This is a genomic window from bacterium SCSIO 12844, from assembly GCA_024397935.1.
Lineage (GTDB): Bacteria > Pseudomonadota > Gammaproteobacteria > Francisellales > Francisellaceae > M0027.
Genome location: CP073743.1, coordinates 1,213,748 through 1,230,941 on the forward strand (window position 1 = coordinate 1,213,748; position 17,194 = coordinate 1,230,941).

Annotated in this window: 21 protein-coding genes; 11 read left to right on the forward strand and 10 right to left on the reverse strand. The window is 29.0% G+C overall.

The genetic code is table 11. The features are described from left to right. Positions 1–86: 86 nt before the first annotated feature. The 3 genes from KFE69_05820 (at position 87) to KFE69_05830 (ending at position 3,426) form a co-directional block, all read left to right on the forward strand. Entirely contained in the window at positions 87–944 is an 858-nt protein-coding gene (locus tag KFE69_05820) for a LysR family transcriptional regulator (protein UTW43607.1), read from the forward strand. Between the two features lie 228 nt (positions 945–1,172). Then, positions 1,173–2,630: a beta-lactamase family protein gene (locus tag KFE69_05825; GenBank protein ID UTW43608.1), complete on the forward strand. Its 1,458-nt coding sequence runs from the start codon at positions 1,173–1,175 to the stop codon at positions 2,628–2,630. Positions 2,631–3,054: 424 nt separating this feature from the next. Further along, positions 3,055–3,426, forward strand: coding sequence for a hypothetical protein (locus KFE69_05830; GenBank protein ID UTW43609.1), 372 nt, complete (start codon positions 3,055–3,057; stop codon positions 3,424–3,426). Positions 3,427–3,479: 53 nt separating this feature from the next. Here KFE69_05830 and yghU read toward each other — a convergent pair whose 3' ends face one another. After that, positions 3,480–4,271, reverse strand: coding sequence for a glutathione-dependent disulfide-bond oxidoreductase (gene yghU, locus KFE69_05835; protein UTW43610.1), 792 nt, complete (start codon positions 4,269–4,271; stop codon positions 3,480–3,482). A gap of 200 nt (positions 4,272–4,471) precedes the next feature. After that, positions 4,472–4,837: a hypothetical protein gene (locus KFE69_05840; protein ID UTW43611.1), complete on the reverse strand. Its 366-nt coding sequence runs from the start codon at positions 4,835–4,837 to the stop codon at positions 4,472–4,474. Positions 4,838–5,420: 583 nt separating this feature from the next. Between KFE69_05840 and KFE69_05845 the strand changes: the two genes are divergently transcribed. From KFE69_05845 to KFE69_05860, 4 genes are all read left to right on the forward strand, one after another. After that, positions 5,421–5,750, forward strand: a complete 330-nt coding sequence (locus KFE69_05845) for an Abi family protein (GenBank protein UTW43612.1) — start codon at positions 5,421–5,423, stop codon at positions 5,748–5,750. A 113-nt stretch (positions 5,751–5,863) separates the two neighbouring features. Next, on the forward strand, positions 5,864–6,358 hold the full coding sequence (locus KFE69_05850) for an Abi family protein (GenBank protein UTW43613.1): 495 nt from the start codon (positions 5,864–5,866) through the stop codon (positions 6,356–6,358). Between the two features lie 157 nt (positions 6,359–6,515). Further along, complete coding sequence (locus KFE69_05855; GenBank protein UTW43614.1) at positions 6,516–7,304, forward strand: hypothetical protein; 789 nt, start codon at positions 6,516–6,518, stop codon at positions 7,302–7,304. A 213-nt stretch (positions 7,305–7,517) separates the two neighbouring features. Continuing rightward, on the forward strand, positions 7,518–7,874 hold the full coding sequence (locus tag KFE69_05860; GenBank protein ID UTW44020.1) for a nuclear transport factor 2 family protein: 357 nt from the start codon (positions 7,518–7,520) through the stop codon (positions 7,872–7,874). Between the two features lie 205 nt (positions 7,875–8,079). Here KFE69_05860 and KFE69_05865 read toward each other — a convergent pair whose 3' ends face one another. Next, positions 8,080–8,985, reverse strand: a complete 906-nt coding sequence (locus KFE69_05865) for a hypothetical protein (protein ID UTW43615.1) — start codon at positions 8,983–8,985, stop codon at positions 8,080–8,082. A gap of 315 nt (positions 8,986–9,300) precedes the next feature. Here KFE69_05865 and KFE69_05870 point away from each other — a divergent pair, with 315 nt between their 5' ends. Continuing rightward, positions 9,301–9,621: a hypothetical protein gene (locus KFE69_05870; GenBank protein ID UTW43616.1), complete on the forward strand. Its 321-nt coding sequence runs from the start codon at positions 9,301–9,303 to the stop codon at positions 9,619–9,621. An 11-nt stretch (positions 9,622–9,632) separates the two neighbouring features. Here the strand turns inward: KFE69_05870 and KFE69_05875 are convergent, their stop codons facing one another. Then, entirely contained in the window at positions 9,633–9,923 is a 291-nt protein-coding gene (locus KFE69_05875) for a hypothetical protein (GenBank protein ID UTW43617.1), read from the reverse strand. Between the two features lie 134 nt (positions 9,924–10,057). On the opposite strand from KFE69_05875, the gene KFE69_05880 reads away from it, so the two are divergent. Both KFE69_05880 and KFE69_05885 read left to right on the forward strand, forming a co-directional pair. Then, positions 10,058–10,888: a hypothetical protein gene (locus tag KFE69_05880; protein ID UTW43618.1), complete on the forward strand. Its 831-nt coding sequence runs from the start codon at positions 10,058–10,060 to the stop codon at positions 10,886–10,888. A 362-nt stretch (positions 10,889–11,250) separates the two neighbouring features. Continuing rightward, positions 11,251–11,607, forward strand: a complete 357-nt coding sequence (locus KFE69_05885) for a nuclear transport factor 2 family protein (GenBank protein UTW44021.1) — start codon at positions 11,251–11,253, stop codon at positions 11,605–11,607. Positions 11,608–12,166: 559 nt separating this feature from the next. On the opposite strand, the gene KFE69_05890 is transcribed toward KFE69_05885, so the two are convergent. The 6 genes from KFE69_05890 to KFE69_05915 all read right to left on the reverse strand — a co-directional run bounded on the left by KFE69_05890 (position 12,167) and on the right by KFE69_05915 (position 15,471). Beyond that, the gene (locus KFE69_05890; GenBank protein ID UTW43619.1) at positions 12,167–12,901 is read right to left on the reverse strand and encodes a DUF2971 domain-containing protein; all 735 of its coding nucleotides are present in this window, start codon (positions 12,899–12,901) and stop codon (positions 12,167–12,169) included. A gap of 28 nt (positions 12,902–12,929) precedes the next feature. Then, positions 12,930–13,139 (reverse strand): hypothetical protein, encoded by a 210-nt coding sequence (locus tag KFE69_05895; protein UTW43620.1) that lies wholly within the window; start codon positions 13,137–13,139, stop codon positions 12,930–12,932. Between the two features lie 104 nt (positions 13,140–13,243). Beyond that, complete coding sequence (locus KFE69_05900; protein UTW43621.1) at positions 13,244–13,465, reverse strand: helix-turn-helix transcriptional regulator; 222 nt, start codon at positions 13,463–13,465, stop codon at positions 13,244–13,246. Positions 13,466–13,649: 184 nt separating this feature from the next. Beyond that, a complete protein-coding gene (locus KFE69_05905) occupies positions 13,650–13,931 on the reverse strand; it encodes a helix-turn-helix transcriptional regulator (protein UTW43622.1) in 282 nt (93 codons plus the stop codon). Beyond that, complete coding sequence (locus tag KFE69_05910; GenBank protein ID UTW43623.1) at positions 13,906–14,247, reverse strand: type II toxin-antitoxin system RelE/ParE family toxin; 342 nt, start codon at positions 14,245–14,247, stop codon at positions 13,906–13,908. The genes KFE69_05905 and KFE69_05910 overlap by 26 nt, the downstream gene beginning before the upstream one ends. A gap of 507 nt (positions 14,248–14,754) precedes the next feature. Then, positions 14,755–15,471 (reverse strand): hypothetical protein, encoded by a 717-nt coding sequence (locus KFE69_05915; protein ID UTW43624.1) that lies wholly within the window; start codon positions 15,469–15,471, stop codon positions 14,755–14,757. 785 nt (positions 15,472–16,256) lie between these two features. On the opposite strand from KFE69_05915, the gene KFE69_05920 reads away from it, so the two are divergent. Then, entirely contained in the window at positions 16,257–16,955 is a 699-nt protein-coding gene (locus KFE69_05920) for a hypothetical protein (GenBank protein ID UTW43625.1), read from the forward strand. Positions 16,956–17,194 lie beyond the last annotated feature (239 nt).

Consider the following 17,194-nt stretch of genomic DNA (forward strand, 5'->3'; position numbering starts at 1 on the left):
TTATGATTATATTAATTACTTTAATCCTTTGTTTAAATTAGCTATCATCTATCTATGTAATAGGTAATATTAATATCTAAAATTAAATGAATTTTAATGACATCCAATATTTTATTGAAGTAGCTAAAAAAGAATCCATAACGCATGCTGCGGAGTGTATAGGCATCACACAACCATCATTAAGTTTAAGTATTAAAAGGCTTGAGACAGCGATTGGAACTAAGCTATTTAACCGGCTTAAGACGGGTGTTAAGCTAACACCTTCTGGAAGAACATTTTTTAAACATGCCAAAGAGCTTGAGCGTGCATGGAATTTAGTTAAACATGCAACTTATGATGCGAATCACAAACTATCTGGTACAATTACGATTGGCTGTCACCCGATGGTACCTAACCATCATTTACCAAAGTCATTTTTTACATTTCTCAAAGAGCATGATGGACTTAATATTTGTTTTAATCATGCATTATCAAGAGAAATAAATGAAGCTGTGATCAATTTACAAGTTGATTTAGGTATTGTGGTCAATCCTAATAAACATCCTGATTTAGTAATTAAAAGAATGCATCAGGATCAAATTAGTTTATGGCATAATCTAGGCGATGATGAACTTTACTTAAATAATTTAACGATCATTTGTGATATGAATTTAAAACAGTCTCGTTATCTTATGATGCATTTAAAACAACGTAAAGATATTCAAATTAAGCGTATTATTGAAAGTAATAGTTTTGAAGTTTTAGCAAGGCTTGTAGATGAAAAAGTGGGTGTTGCTATGTTGCCTAGAAGTTATAGCCAGTCGAGTCAGTATGCATTTAAGCCATTATTAGAAGAATTACGTTATGTAGATGATATCTGTTTAGTCTATCGCCATGAAAATCGTTATATTAAGTCGATTGCAAGTATTATTCATTTGCTTTCCAATATTGAAAAAGCAGGGTGAAATTAATTAAGTTTGTTGTAGTTTTTTTAGATTTTTTAACTTAAAGAGATTCATTCCAACTGTTACAGGGGAATATTTCATTATAAGTAATATTTAAATATTATATTTTTATTAAAATAATTACAAAAAATTTGATATATCTTATGGTTGCTATGTATTATTATTAATATGATTATTTGGTTAATACTGTCTAATTAAAGGCGAATATATTAATAATGTGATGTTAAAATGATAAAAAAGATAACAAATATATTTCAACTTCTCAATCATATTGAATTTGGAGTAACTTTTATACGGTTAATATTGTTATTTGGACTGTTTTTTTCTCAAATACAAGCAACAGAAATCACCTTGATTAAAGATAGTCTGACAAGATCTAATAACAATTGTATTTTATTATTATCTGGTCATCCAGATAGCAAATTTTGCCAACAGCAGCTAAAGCATGTTGTAGCGCAGACAAAAAATGTATTTCCAGGAAAAAATGCGAATATAGTAACTGGGCAGCGCGTTGGTGGTATATTTGCTGTTTATCAAAATGATTTAGAATGTTATATCAGTTGTGGTTATAAAGATTTAAATTTTAAAAAAAGGCTTAATGAGCATAGTGTCTTTGAAATTGCATCAGTTACTAAGACTTTTACAGCAACTATTTTAGGGGTAATGCAGATTCAAAAGAAACTAAATTCTTTGGATTTTGTAAAGCCTAACTTACCGTTGGGTTTTACATTTGCATCAAATGAAATGAATGTTACTTATCAACAGCTTGCAACATTTTCTGGTGGCTTTTCTTACTCAGATCCACCAAATGCAATTAACCCTAGTACGACTACTTTTCCTCAGAGTAGCTTTGAGGCTGATATTAATAACCTTAATCCAGCAGAGCCACCTTCAACTACAGTTTATACAGTGAATCCACTACAGTATTTACCAACAGTTAATGTTTATTCAAATTCAAGCTATGGACTGCTTGGGCAAATCCTTGCAAATATTCACTATCCAGGTGTAGCATTTAATGATTCGGTTTTAAATGCGCTTTATTGTGATTTCATATTAAATCCGTTACGTATGAGTAAAACAAATGTTTGTACTCCGTCACAAACTAAGAATAAGCGTTGTACATCTTATAACTCTATTTGTAAATTTCAGGCAGGTTGGCTGATATTAATGGATTTTGTTCCAGGTTATAGAGTTAATAATACAAGCCATATTTTTGAGTCTGCACCATTTTTTCCATATCAACCCTGGGCGGCAGCAGGTTCACTGCGCTCTACTGCATTAGATATGATGAAGTATATGAAGATGATATTAGGAGTGACAAATACATCAAAGTTAACAGATGGGGCAAATCTTGGTTTGTCAGGTAATTATTATCTTCCTATTCCACAAGGACAAAAAGCACGTATTAATCATCCAGCTCCAAATAGCCCAGCTTATCAAGGGTGGGCATGGGTAGTATTACCTGAAAATGCTAATAAAAACCCTAATAAAATACAGTTTAAACTAGGTGGTCATTCAGGATTTAATAGCTTTATCGGTGTGGATATGACATTAGGCTATTCTATTGTTATTCTTACAAATACAGGCCCTGATCATAAAGGCAGGGTTAATCCTAATGTTGATAGTAGTTTACAGCGTATTGGGGTTAATATAATGGTTGAAACTGCAAAGGAAAGAATTAATTAATTTTTTTATATTCTTTTTTTCTTCAATATTTTTAAATAAACAGAATATATATTAATCTACAGTTGGATTATTATAAAGTTAGTCAAAAATGTGACTGATTTATTTTGAAGTAAACTTTATTATAAATAATAATAAATAATTTATAAATCAATACTATATATTGAAAAATAATTATGGTAACTGCTTGGGTTATATTAATTATATAATTCATTAAATTCATTTAATAAATTAAGGAAATTCCATTATGTATTCAGAATTTATAGTTTAACCTTTTGAAGAGGTTGAAGTTTCTAGTAAGCCTAGTTCTAATACATATTTTACAAGCTCAGCTGGCAATAAATTTGGAGATAATGCAAAATTTTTTGTTGGCCTTCCTGATATCTATGAAAAATTGAGTTCAGAATTTGAAGCTGAGTCTATATCAATGCTAGAGAGGTATGAAGAAACGCACGAGCATGCAGTCGCTCAACTATCAAATCAAGATACACAAAAGTGTTTTACTGCAATCACTTTTTTGATTGCATCTTTATATCAGTTAAATGAACATTCCGACTATACAAATGCTAAATTAGATAAAGATCAAATATCAAACATGATAAACTCTTTATCCCCAAAGCAAATTATTAATATTTACGATAATCATAACTCATATGGTATTCATTGGACTAATAGCTTATCAAAGCAATTAAATGTCAATCAGAAAGTTGAGTCGCCAGAGCCTTTACTTTATAACCAAGGGAATAAACGAAGTGAATATATATCTAGGTTAGCAAGTAAGCCTATGATACCTAATTAACTTTTATCAATTATACTTTAGTAGTGATTATAGATACTTAAATTCATATTATTTTAAGATATAGCAGTTACTTGTCTTCCCTTTATTACTGGATCTCTTTGATCGATTAATTCAGCCCATCGAATTAAATTTGGGTAGTCCTGTATACTTAAAAATTCTCCTGCCTCATAAATACTACGATCTAGTGCGATATGGCCATACCAAGGAAAAATAGCAATATCCGCAATTGTATAGTCATTTCCACTAATATATTGGTATTTGGCTAATTGCTGATCTAGTACATCTAGTTGACGTTTTAATTCCATGGTAAATCGATCTATACAGTACTGTATTTTTATTGGTGCAAATTTGTAAAAATGGCCAAAGCCACCACCGATGTATGGCGCGCTTCCTATTTGCCAGAATAACCAATTCAAGCATTCAGTACGCTTATGCAACTCATTTGAAATTAATGCATTAAACTTTTCTGCTAAATATAATAAAATCGACCCTGATTCAAATATTCGAATACTTGGGTTGACACTATTATCGACAAGTGCAGGGATTTTTGAATTTGGGTTTATATTGACAAAGCCACTAGAAAACTGATCACCATCACCAATATTAATCGTATGTGCATCATATTCTGCACCTTTATGCCCTAATGCTAATAACTCCTCAAGCATAATACCAATTTTAATACCATTAGGCGTTGCAAGAGAGTATAGTTGAAGTGGTTTATTACCTACTGGTAGCTCTTTTTCAAATCTTGCACCTGCGGTTGGTTGATTGATAGAACCCCAAGTACCACCAGGGTTAGTTTCAGGACTCCAAACTTTAGGTAGTATATATTCTTCATTTTCCATTTTAATATTCCAGGTTAATCATGTGCTTATTCAATATAGCATAACTTGTAATAGTAGTGATGCTACTATTTGTTTTATTGAAGGTGAGACTCAATAAATGCTGCGTTGCAGTATACTTTATAAGGGATTGAGAGTTTTCTAAAATTTGTGAAATATGTTTGGTATGCAGGTGGATGGGGCTTGTTTATATCATTATGACTTTAGCGTTTATTAATAATTTTATTACATAATTCTTCTATATAGCTAACTGATTGGTTGATTTCTTGAGTAATTTCATCATTTGAGGGGTCAGTATTTTGTAAAACATTTTCTTTTGCTAATAGTTCAAAATCATCTTGAGTAGAGTTATGACCGCTGTCATTGTAAATTCGTAGTAGAGAAATGCATTCCAATTTAATTTTATCCCATATATTTAGTATATTATCAAAAGAAGATGATTGATCTTTTCCAAATAACGACTCAAAAAGTGGCTTAAGTTTTACTAATTCTACTCTTGAGTTTTCTCTATCATCAAGACGTAATAGTACAACTCCATATTTTGGGTGTTGCTTTGCAAGTTTTATCAAATTATTAGTTTCATCCAAATTAGCAAGTCGATGTTTTTCACCTTCATATAGAGAAGGATGCCTAATATAATTAATATCTGACCTTATTTTGTGAAAAACATAAATTAACTCTTTTATTAATAAAAACTTTTCTTTCCATATTTCAGTTCTTTTGAACTCTTGAAAATATAATCCCAAGTATTGCTGAGGCCGCAATTATAATATTTGCAATGGCTCCTAAAATTTGTAAACAACTCATTTTCTTATAAACTTATTTAAGCAGCTTTATAAAAAAAGTATAGTTTATAATGAAAGATTTAGTATTAACTTATGCTTTATCATTAGCATAATAGTGTGGAATATACTATCCTAGTATTTTATTTTTTATGATTTATAAAAGTATAGAATAAAAGATATGATATTATATGATTATATAAATTAGTTGTGATATTATTTATTATGTATATTTTAATATAAATCATTTTGTTAAATCTGCTTTGGTTGTTATGATATATTTATTTTTATGAATTTGAGAATATTAACAAATATATAAAAATTGAATTATACAGTTTTTAGGCTTATACTAGTTAATGACATAGCCGCTATGCCTCTGATTAAAGCACACTTTAGCGGCTTTTGTATTTTAGAGGGATATATGGGATTTAATAAACCTGCACTATCTTTACTAGCTCAGGTTAAACTACTAAAATCACGAGGATTAATAATCAATGATGACCAACGTGTTATAAGATATTTAGAGCATATAGGTTATTATCGTCTTTCTGCTTATATGATACCATTTTATAACGATAAAAAAGTTCATCAATTTAAGGAAAGTACAAGTTTTGATGATCTACTAAATTTATATATTTATGATCGTAAATTAAGATTGTTATTATTAGAAGCAATAGAAAGGATTGAAGTTTCATTCTGAAGTGGTGTAACAAACTTATTTTGTGGGGAGCTTGGCCCGCATGGATATTTGAAGTCTAAATATTTTGATACTCGTTATGATCATAAAACACTTGTTAGCAAGATTGAGAAGAAGTGAATAAAAAGAAAGAAGCTTTTATAGGGTATTATATAAAAAAGTACTCCTCTCCTAAGCTTCCACCAATGTGGATGTCCATTCACTTATTAACATTTAAAGAGTTAGTGATATTGTATCAAAATATTAGTTATAAAAATCTAAAATCTAGAATAGCAAGTACCTATGGCTTAAAAGATCCTGTGTTATCATCATGGATGCGTTCATTATCTGATTTAAGAAATTTTTGCGCTCATCATTCACGTATTTGGAATAGAGTATTTGGCTCAAACGCAGTTTTACCAAAAGTAAAACCAAAGCATTGGCTTAAATATTTACCAGGCTCTATAGGCAATAATAAGATAGTTCCTAAAAAAAGCTTGTATTATCAGGTTGTGATTATTTGGTATTTTTTATCGCAAATGAATATTTATTCAACTTGGTTGGAAAGGGTAGAGGCATTATCAAAAGAGCATAATATAGATATGATTTATCTTAGATTTCCATTGAATTGAAAAAATGATTCATTCTGGAATAGTTAAATTTGAAAAACGATTTAGTGCTTAAACATTAACATAATAAATTAACTTAAAATTTTGATGATTTTTCATTAAGTATTTAAGATACCTGTTATTAATATTTTTCTTAACTGATAAAATAAGGTTTAAAATCATGGAAGAAATAAAAAAAATATTTAATGCTTTAAAATTTGGTTTGCCCATTTTCACCGTTTTATTTGTGGGGCTTATCTATATAACAGGTATGGATGAACGGGTGTATCGATATGCAATGATGGGGTTTAATATGGATATTTTCCATTATGATAGAAATGTCATTGTGTTTGATGGTTTTGTCATTTTTTTAAATTGGTTAAATAACTTGTCACCTTTTCCCCTATTGAAGTCATTTATTGTAATATCGATAATCTATCTTTTTGGTTTGCGACTTATCTATTGGTTTGTGGTTAAGTTAGCAAGAATTGCGCTATGGTTAACTCGTAAAACTCCATATTTAAGGAAAAAATCTAGAAATCCGAATATGAGGCACATTATCAAAAATGCAAAGTACAGATCATATAAAGAATTTGTTGAAATATATAAACTTAATAACGTAATCCCAATATCAATGATGCTATTATTATCATTTAGTCTGCCGTTTTATATTTTGCTAAACACATTAACCTATTCTGAGCAGCAAGTTGATAATGGTTTTAAGGAAATGATCCTTCGTGCCGATTCAAATGCAAATAGTATTCCACTTTACAGTGACACAGATTATTTATTTTTGTATTTAACTAAAAAACATAAAATTGCTTTGATTCCATTAAATGAATACCTTTTACATAAAAATGAAGTTGAAAAAAACTTAAAACAATATGTTACCACAACGCCCAGTGAGCAATTTAGAAATTTATATAATTCTACTATGGCAAAAAATAAAAATGTTGAAACTACGGCATAGTCACGATAACCACATTCCATTTTCTTTCTTAGTCTATACTAACAAAACAGTACTCTTATTAAGATAATGGGATATTTTATGAAACGAGAAAAAAAGACTTTCAAATTTAAGGTAGTAATTAATTTACTGATATTATTGTTTGTTCTAAACCTACCTTTAAATTCTTATGCTTCGGATACCTCTAATAACCACTATTTTGATAACTTAAAGCAGATGTTTAGTCAAATGGTTGAAGCAAAAAAAATTGACTTAATGAGCACCTTTTATCATAAAGATTTTATTTTATATAGTAATGGTACAACAATGGACTATGATGACTTTTATAACTCACATAAAAAAATATATCAGACAAATGTTGGTTACAAAATAGATTATGATACTAACACTATAGTTGAACAAGAGAATAAAATTGCTTGTAGGTTATTTATTACTGTAACCAAGCCAAAACAGCCACCACAAAAGATAGAAGTAATCCTAGTAGCAGAATACAAAAATAATAAAATCTATAGATTATGGGAATTAACTTATCCAAATTGGCGTAAATCAAAAACATTTAAAAATGTTAAATAAAAAATTACTCCATAAACTTAAAAGATTTAGTGATCAAATAGAGAAATTTGTAGTATGAAATAATACATTGCTTATGGCATTAAAAAAGCGAAACAAAAGCGATTTTTTTATGACGCAGAGTGGGCTTTAGGCGGGTGAATAAATCCTACTAAGTTATTGTACCTTTTTCTATATTTCAGATCATTTAGAAATGCTAGAATTTATTTTATGAGAAAGAGTGATCTTGTAAATATCTTAGTTGGGCAGAGTCAGCATTAATTTTTTCTCTTTCAGACCATCCTTCACGATAGAAGAGACTACCAGGTACTGGTAAAAGTTCTTCATTATATGGCATAAAGCCATAAGATTGACTAATTTCTATAAGAATGCTAAAAGCAGTATCTTTTAATGAAGCTGATGAACGATCAATAGAAAAGTTCGACTTATCTAATGATGCAGAAGACGTTTCTGCAATAATTTTCATTAAATCAATTAATATCCTATCTAACCTTTCAATATCATCTTGATTATTGTCTCTATGGTATCGTATCTTATTTAAAATAAGTGATGTTTCCTTATCTTCACAGCATAACAAATTATTTATAATAGATTGTAAGTTTTGTTTTTTAATTTTGTATTGGTTACGATTTTTTTCATTATAACCATCTGTTTTTTTTCTTTTATTGATTTCTGCTAATTGACTTAAACTTTTATTAAAGAATTTAACAAGACTTTCTAAATTATTATAAGTAGTTTTAGTATTAGCATTTTGAGAGGAGCTGGAAATAGAAAAAAAGTACGTTTTTGACTTTTTAGGTTTCTCTAGTGAAATGTTTATGTTCTTTTTGATATCTTCATCCTGTAATAAATTATTTACTATATCTAAAAGTTTAACTAATTTACCCAATTCAGAATTATTCATTAAATTGACTATATTAAGAGTAATAGTTATTTCATTTGATAACTGCTGCATTTGAGTTTTCATTTGCTTTATATGGTCATCTGTTGGTTTAGTAACTACCTGATCAAAGCTATCAATTAAATTTCGTATCTGATCTTTTAAATTGATTAACTTATCTTCTTCTATTTTTTTAAGTTTTTCACCATACTTATCTTGGGCAGGATTAGGCATCTTTTTCCTCCAGCATTAATTATTTAGCCATAATAAATGAAGCATTGCATTATATATTGAAGCGTAATATAGTGCAACTATTAATCTATTGTAAAGTTAACTGGAGACTAATTAGCGATGAAAAACTAATTTAGTGCTTTTTAATATAATCAAATTCTTGTAGTGAAAGTGTATATAAAATAAATGCTTACAGAAATTTAGAATATCAGAACACATTATTTAAGTAGGTTTTGCACTTTATATTCATAGCTTGTGCTGTGCTTTTTATTATGCTAAAAATATTTCACCAAAATAAATTTTAATAAGGGTGCTAAAATGCCTCAGGTTGAACTTCGATATAGTCAAGAATTAGATTTAAATGTAAAAGATATCTTTCAAAAAATAGAAGCGCTTATTAATCAAATTGATTCTACAGCTGGTGTGTGTAAGAGTAGGGCGTATACTACTACAGGGTATCTACACCTAAACTGTCATTTTGAAATCATGGTACTGAGAAAAGCACACCGTGATAAAAGTTTCATGGATAATTTGTTAGTTCAGATTGAGTCAGTTGTAAAACCCATATTACCAAAAGATTGTTATTATTCTATTAATCTGAATTTTAGTAGTGACTATTATTTTACTTCTAAAACGTAAATAAATTGTTTTTAGACTAGATTCTGAGCTTTTTTAGTGAGCGCCAAGTCATAAATACTTTTCATATTAAATATTTTACCATCTCTAACTGCACATATAACAACCTCATCGACACTATAACCATTTTTTGTATGGTATCGTAAGGTAAGTGTAAAGTAAGAATTATCTTCATTAGCACAGTGAATGACAGTATCAAATTTAACAATGTTGGAAAGGCTTTTTTCAATATATTCAGTCGAATCAAGAAATTTATCCAAGAAACTATCTTTATTGGCTTGTTTCCAAAATGGTGAAGAAAACATGAAGTCATCTGATAAAATATCAGGATTTAAATGGCATTGTCGTGATAAGCGTTTTAATTGATTTTGGTGTGTGGGCTAGTGAAAAGTATTATTGCTATAATTGTATTGTAAAAATATATTTTTTGGTTATGCATATGATATTTAATAATAAAGAATTCAGCTGCTATAATGATGATTTTATTGGTAAATTAAATACATTATATAACAAGACAAATGCATATCTTGATAAACACTTTGAAAGTGAAGTAAAGCAAAATAAAAATAAACTCTGTCAAAGAATTACAGAAATGATGATAATATCAAAGTTGATTGATGCAGGTATTAATTTAAGTAAAAATCATAATAGCGCCCCTGACGTAGATGTATTGATTGATTTAGACAGGAATGAACAAGTATGGATTGAATGTGTCACTCCTTCAATAGGAAAGAGTCAAGTATTAAAAGAGTTACCTAATAAAATAGAAAGCTGCTCTGAATTTGTTGAAATTCCATATGATGACCTTGCCCCAAGAATAACGAGCGTTGTTGTTGAAAAAAGTAAAAAATATAAGAAGCATATTTCTATGGTAAAAACAAAAGCAATGCCGATTTTAATAATAAATACTTCATTACTTCCTGTAGGGTTTGATCAAAGATATATTGGACTATTTGAAGGTTGGAAAGATCCACATGTGATTTTTAGTCGTAATAGTAATGATGATCATTCAAATCAACTTTATGTATTTCCTTCTGACAAAATTATTAAACCAGATAGTAAGGCTAGTATACCTACAAAATTTTTTTCACAGAATGATTTCCCATTTCAAATTGTGATACTTTCAGGTGAGATGATATCATGTTTTTCTAGCCAGCCTTTAAATATTGAGCTAATAAATCCTAAATATTTAAAAACTATAAAAATTAGTCAAAGCATTACTAAAATTAGAAATGCACTTAAAAGTGACATCGATTGGAGTCAGTATTAAATTAATTTTCATAAAACAAAATAATATATGTTTGTATAATTATTATACCTTGAGTTCAAGTATACCTAGTAGCTTTTTTTAGGCTGATTACATTTCACTTTTCCAATAAGAAAATATCAAAAAATTTAAGACTGTAGCAAGTCAAATTAAATTACCCAGTTATACTATTTTCTTTCTTAGTTTATACTGACAAAAACAGTACTCTTATTAAGATAATGGGATATTTTATGAAACGAGAAAAAAAGACTTTCAAATTTAAGGTAGTAATTAATTTACTGATATTATTGTTTGTTCTAAACCTACCTTTAAATTCTTATGCTTCGGATACCTCTAATAACCACTATTTTGATAACTTAAAGCAGATGTTTAGTCAAATGGTTGAAGCAAAAAAAATTGACTTAATGAGCACCTTTTATCATAAAGATTTTATTTTATATAGTAATGGTACAACAATGGACTATGATGACTTTTATAACTCACATAAAAAAATATATCAGACAAATGTTGGTTACAAAATAGATTATGATACTAACACTATAGTTGAACAAGAGAATAAAATTGCTTGTAGGTTATTTATTACTGTAACCAAGCCAAAACAGCCACCACAAAAGATAGAAGTAATCCTAGTAGCAGAATACAAAAATAATAAAATCTATAGATTATGGGAATTAACTTATCCAAATTGGCGTAAATCAAAAACATTTAAAAATGTTAAGTAGAAAATTACTCCATAAACTTAAGACTTAGTGATCAAATAGAAAAATTTGTAGTATGAAATAATACATTGCTTATGGCATCAAAAAAGCGAAACGAAAGCGATTTTTTTGTGACGCAGAATAGGCTTTCGGCGGGTGAATCACCCCCACTAAGTTTTGGGTTGAAAGTACCTTTTTACCTTAATGATTTAATCCCACTTTGCTTAACAATATTAAGTAATTTAAAATAGCAGCTTTAGCATGGCGACTACCTTAGTCTGTACTTAGAAAAGCGCATAGTGGTAAACATTTCATGGATAATTTATTAGCTAAGATTGAGTTAGATGTAAAACCAATACTGCCAAAAGATTGCTATTATTCTATTAATCTGAATTTTAGTAGTGACTATTATTTTACTTCTATAACATAAATGATGAGCTTTTCAATTAAAGAAAAAAATTTGGTGCGAAGGAGAGACTCAATAAATGCTGCATTGCAGTATATCTTATAAGGGATTGAGAGTTTTATAAAATTTGCGATATACGTTTTGGTATACAGGTAGAAGGGGGTGGGGGAGCTGTATTTATTTGCGGTAAGGAACTATTTTCATTGAGTAAGATTCATGATCTAGCTTTGCTTGTCCCAATGAGACCGTTGATTTTTGTTGATTTATGATTTTTTCAATTTCTTTAATTATAGTTTCAGGACACTTACCTCCTAACACAATCTCAATAGGCGGTAGTAATTTTATTAAGTAACTATTGTCTAATTTTTTGCTTTTTAATTTTCCTATCATACTTATTTCAAAACTTATTCTATATTCTTTTTCATATAGCCAATCTAATGATTTTTTGAAAAATACATTTTCAACCATGTCATTCATACAGTGATATTTAAATATATTTTCTTGTGCTTGGTGGGCACGTAGGTCAGAAAAAAATGATTTGCTATATATTTTTGGTATGCTTTGATAGTTAATTTCTCCTTGAGCTATATCTTGTGGTAATAGAGTTTTTAATGCAGTTTTATTATACACGAGACAGATGCCTTGGTGGTCTTTAGAATAGTGTGACCACATAGCCACACTATCATTTATTTTTGAAAAACATGCAATATAATACTTATTTATTAATGATTCAAAGAATTCTTTTGATTCGTTATGCATTATATCTTCAATATAAATTTGACAATCATTAGGGTCATTAAAACTAGTTCGTTGACTAAACTTAATGTAGCCGTCTAAAATGCTTTTCAATAAATTTTCATCTAGTTCGTCCTTTTCGTTTAAAATAGGTAAATATTTATACAAATGTTCCATAATTATCCCTTAAAAATACTTAGACTATTTATTGAGTATGACATTCTCTTGAGCAGTAATAACATCCATTTACTTGTTTATAGCCTCTTTTTTTTGCTTCTTCTACGGCAGATTGACAAGAGAGGTGCTTGCCAAGGTCTGTACCACCTAAAAGGTTAGGGCGATAACGGCAAGTATCTGTATGAACTTCATGGTCACCATTTTGTTGTGCTTTATCATTAACATAATAGTGTGGCATGTAATATCCTAGTATTTTATTTGCTATGATTTATAAAAGTATAGAATAAAAGATATGATGTTATCCGATTATATAAATTAGTCGCGATATTATTTGTTATGTTTTTACATCCAGTCACAACGTAAATCAATGGCAATACCAACGGCACCAAGTAAATGAATCACTTTACCAATTTCAGCTGTTTGTTTACCATTTTCAATATCACTAATAAAGCGGACACCGACATTACTTATGCCTGATAAATCAGCTTGTGTTAGTTTTTGAAATTTTCGTGCTTTACGAATAATATCACCGACTTCTTTTGTACTTGTTATATGAACTTTCATAGCATTCACTTTTTATTACCGCTCAGTAAAATTTTAAGCTGATTCGAGTAAAATTGTCAATATTTTTCCCTTTCGGGAATATTTATGATGATTTGGTTAGTTTCTGGTGTTTTTATTACTGTTCGGGAATAATAATTGTGGTAATGATCCATGCTCATCTAAATATAGAAAGTAATAACAATATTTAGGCCTCCACAGGCTTAAAATTAAAATGCATTTGATAGCCACAGGCTTTAGCATATTTTTCAACTGTATCCACTCTAGGGTGTGTACCTAACTTCTCAAGACGACAAATATTACTACGGGTAGTACCCATTTTTTTTGCAATTTGCTCTTGGGTTAACCCTGATGCTTTCCTCATTTTTAAAAGTTGATTAGTTAATTCAAACTCATAACTTAATTTTTCATATTCTTCTTTTACTTCAGGATTTTTGAATGCCTTATTTTTTAACTGCTTTAAGTTCATTTTTAACCTCCTGCATTCGTTTTCTTGCTAATTCAAGTTCTTTTTTAGGGGTTTTTTGTGTTTTCTTAACAAAGGCCCTTAATACCATAATATTTTTACCATGAAGATAGCAGAAAAAGCTTCTTGCTATACCTTCTAGTGCTTTAGCTCTAACCTCAAAAAGTCCATCACCTAATGCCTCAGTATGAGGTTTACCTAGATCAGCCCCATGTATTTGCATTAAATCAAATAACCTAAGCATTTTAGCTTGTACTTTTGGTGGTAATTCTATAATTTCATCATCGACACCTTTATAAAACTCAATATTCCATGTCACTTAATAATTACCTTAAATACCACTTGGTTTGTTATCTTAAATGATAACAATATGATAACTTATTTTCAAGTTAATCTATAATTTAATATCGCTCCAAGTTGTTTAAAGAAGATAACCTTATTTCGTTTTTTTAACCATATTACAGCTAAAATTGTAAGACGTTATGATCACTCATATTCTTTAATGATTATTTATGGACTCATATTTTTAGAATAAAAAAGCGAAATGAAATCAATTTTTTTTGTGACGCAGAAGAGGCTTTCGGCGGGTGAATCACCCCCACTAAGTTTTGCCTTGGGAGTACCTTTTTATAATTTGGTTTAAATTCTTCAAGAACAATATTAAATGGATAATCTATGATCTAATGTTCCTGATAACTCAGGGAATTATACTCAATATATTTTTAAATGGGATCAAATTTAAACGGATTTCTTGACGGGTGAAATAACACAAATTAAGTTATTGGTTACCAGCCTCAGTATGAATCATTACAAGTCACTATATAATCTATTTGCTTAGAGGTTGGATAGAATCCACTGTTGGATTAAATTTATTATCCATATATTGATCAGTAAAAATTTTAGGTGTATTACTATCATGTGATATTTGTATTTTTTTATGTTCAGACAAATCTGTAACATCAGCATATCCAAACAAAGGCTCATTTCTTTGATATGGGTCATTTGCTATAAAAAGGTCTATAGATTCTTTTTCAACTTTAGATAATTTAGACATATGTGAATAAATTGAATCTTTCAAATCATCTCCTTCAGTAACAATGCCAGCCCATGGATCAACGCAGTAATGCTTTCCTTGATAAGAAAAAGTTGCAAAGCTATGTGCTCCAAGTCCTTTAGTAGAAGTTATACATAAGTCATCAATTGAATCATATGATAATAGCTCTTCACAAACTGCTTGTGCTTGAATTGTACAATCCGCATATTCAAGTTGTTTAGCTATTTTTATAACCTTAGCATTATCTATAGTACCCTCTGTACCCTGAGAAAAATCAATTGCTTCATTATGAATTCGTGATTCTAAAATTGATCTTAATTCGTTTAATTTATTTAAATCAACGTCACCATTTAAATAACCTCTGATTGGAGTTAATGAAATATTTCCTGATAACTGTCCTCCATGATCAATATGCTCTTGAGCAGTTAAACTGTAATTAAAATTTGATGCTACATCTTTAATAATCCGCTTAAGTATATCTGTATTCATTTTTTTTCTCTTTTTTGGTTCTTATTTTTTCTTATTATTTTAACTTTATTTTTATTTGGAATATTTAAGTATAAAATACTTATAAATTAATAAAAATATTCAAATGGCATATATGATTTAATATTATTTGTTACATTTTCTATATTTCTCATTTTTGCAACCCTCTGAATTGTTTAACTTATAAATATGTGAAAATCATATATCACCTATGTCATAAATATAAGTCAATTAAATTAACCTTATAGCTATAAACAGTTATCTAGTTAAACCAGTACTTTTTTAGACTACGGTAATCAACAAACTTAAAAGATAAAATCAGTATAATATTCATAACTAATAAAAAGGTACTTCTGAAAGCTAGTAACCATAAGGGTTTTAGATGCGCAACTTTCTAGCAATCAGAGAGTTAAATATTTGACTGCAAATTGCACAACTACACTATTAACATGGAAAAATAACTAAACTTTTGAAGTAAAGCTCTAAATCACCCAGTCCTAGCCTGCAAACTCAAAATACGACGCAAAAAGTTTTATTTGCGCGTAATCAACCTGATAAGTTTATAAGCTTAGTAAGTACCTTTAACCCCGTAAATGTTCCATCTGTACCAAGGATGTTCCAGAATTTGAATAAAGAAATTTATATATAATAAGGCTTATAGCAGTTTTTGGAACATGGAACATTTGGAACATGTAGTTTTTAATCATATTTGAATTTATGATGTCATGTTTGACATTTGATTAAAGATGACAATAATTAATTTCTTTAGAAAGGCAGGTGTATAAAAAATGTCTAATACTCTAGAGATGTCGTCAGAAGTTATTGGTTTGGTTAAAAATGGAGCAATTAATATTTATGTGGCTTTTTTGCTTTATTTAGTTCCGGTGATTTATTTTTTTATTAATAATTACTTTGGCTATGTATTGAAGTTTAAAAGTAATATGGTGGTAAAAGGCTTACCCAAATACTATAAGCATTATATGAAAACTATTAATCAGATTGAATCTTCTGTAGGCTTTTCAAACTATGAAAAGGAAAAGTTAAAACGGATTGTCCAATATGAGTTTCAGGCAAAAACATATGGTAAAATTCCTTTATCAATATTTGGATATAAGAAGTTAGACCATATGATTTCAATCAATCGTATTAAAATAAGCTTGATAAAAGTATTGCAGGGTTATTATAAGATTGATTGGTCTAATTATAAGTTGATTGTTGACAAAAGAAGTGCATATAAATGGGGATATTCTTTTTTCATTCTTGCTATTATAGCAGGTGGGGTTAATATTTTTCTTTCTCAGCATATTCATTATGATAGTAGATTAATTGATAAACTTTGCTTCGTAATTTTATATATAGCGTTTATTGCTTTGTTGTATTTAAGTGTTAGGCAGTTACAAGCTGTAAAAAAAGTCCCAATAATACTATCAAAGATAAAATTCTCCAGAAGAGATTTTTTAGAATATGATATTTCCTATTTGAGATGAACTATAAAGCTAATTTACAAACTTGACCAAAAAACCATGTTCCACTTGTACCAGTGTTCCAAAGTGGCTATAAGCCTTAATTTATAAGGGTTTATGATGTTAAAAAATGGAACAAAGTCAAAATTTAGCTATGTTCCAAATGTTCCACTTGTTCTATACATGTTCTATTATTTGTCATTAAAAATGTATATAAAATAAGGTCTGTAGCTGTTTTAGAACATTAGAACACGTAGAACATG

Coding starts and splice junctions, on each gene's coding strand:
- KFE69_05820 (UTW43607.1), top strand. CDS start 87: ATGAATTTTAATGACATCCAATATTTTATTGAAGTAGCTAAAAAAGAA.
- KFE69_05825 (UTW43608.1), top strand. CDS start 1,173: ATGATAAAAAAGATAACAAATATATTTCAACTTCTCAATCATATTGAA.
- KFE69_05830 (UTW43609.1), top strand. CDS start 3,055: ATGCTAGAGAGGTATGAAGAAACGCACGAGCATGCAGTCGCTCAACTA.
- yghU (UTW43610.1), bottom strand. CDS start 4,271: ATGGAAAATGAAGAATATATACTACCTAAAGTTTGGAGTCCTGAAACT.
- KFE69_05845 (UTW43612.1), top strand. CDS start 5,421: ATGCCTCTGATTAAAGCACACTTTAGCGGCTTTTGTATTTTAGAGGGA.
- KFE69_05855 (UTW43614.1), top strand. CDS start 6,516: ATGGAAGAAATAAAAAAAATATTTAATGCTTTAAAATTTGGTTTGCCC.
- KFE69_05860 (UTW44020.1), top strand. CDS start 7,518: ATGTTTAGTCAAATGGTTGAAGCAAAAAAAATTGACTTAATGAGCACC.
- KFE69_05865 (UTW43615.1), bottom strand. CDS start 8,985: ATGCCTAATCCTGCCCAAGATAAGTATGGTGAAAAACTTAAAAAAATA.
- KFE69_05870 (UTW43616.1), top strand. CDS start 9,301: ATGCCTCAGGTTGAACTTCGATATAGTCAAGAATTAGATTTAAATGTA.
- KFE69_05875 (UTW43617.1), bottom strand. CDS start 9,923: ATGTTTTCTTCACCATTTTGGAAACAAGCCAATAAAGATAGTTTCTTG.
- KFE69_05880 (UTW43618.1), top strand. CDS start 10,058: ATGATATTTAATAATAAAGAATTCAGCTGCTATAATGATGATTTTATT.
- KFE69_05885 (UTW44021.1), top strand. CDS start 11,251: ATGTTTAGTCAAATGGTTGAAGCAAAAAAAATTGACTTAATGAGCACC.
- KFE69_05890 (UTW43619.1), bottom strand. CDS start 12,901: ATGGAACATTTGTATAAATATTTACCTATTTTAAACGAAAAGGACGAA.
- KFE69_05895 (UTW43620.1), bottom strand. CDS start 13,139: ATGCCACACTATTATGTTAATGATAAAGCACAACAAAATGGTGACCAT.
- KFE69_05900 (UTW43621.1), bottom strand. CDS start 13,465: ATGAAAGTTCATATAACAAGTACAAAAGAAGTCGGTGATATTATTCGT.
- KFE69_05905 (UTW43622.1), bottom strand. CDS start 13,931: ATGAACTTAAAGCAGTTAAAAAATAAGGCATTCAAAAATCCTGAAGTA.
- KFE69_05915 (UTW43624.1), bottom strand. CDS start 15,471: ATGAATACAGATATACTTAAGCGGATTATTAAAGATGTAGCATCAAAT.
- KFE69_05920 (UTW43625.1), top strand. CDS start 16,257: ATGTCTAATACTCTAGAGATGTCGTCAGAAGTTATTGGTTTGGTTAAA.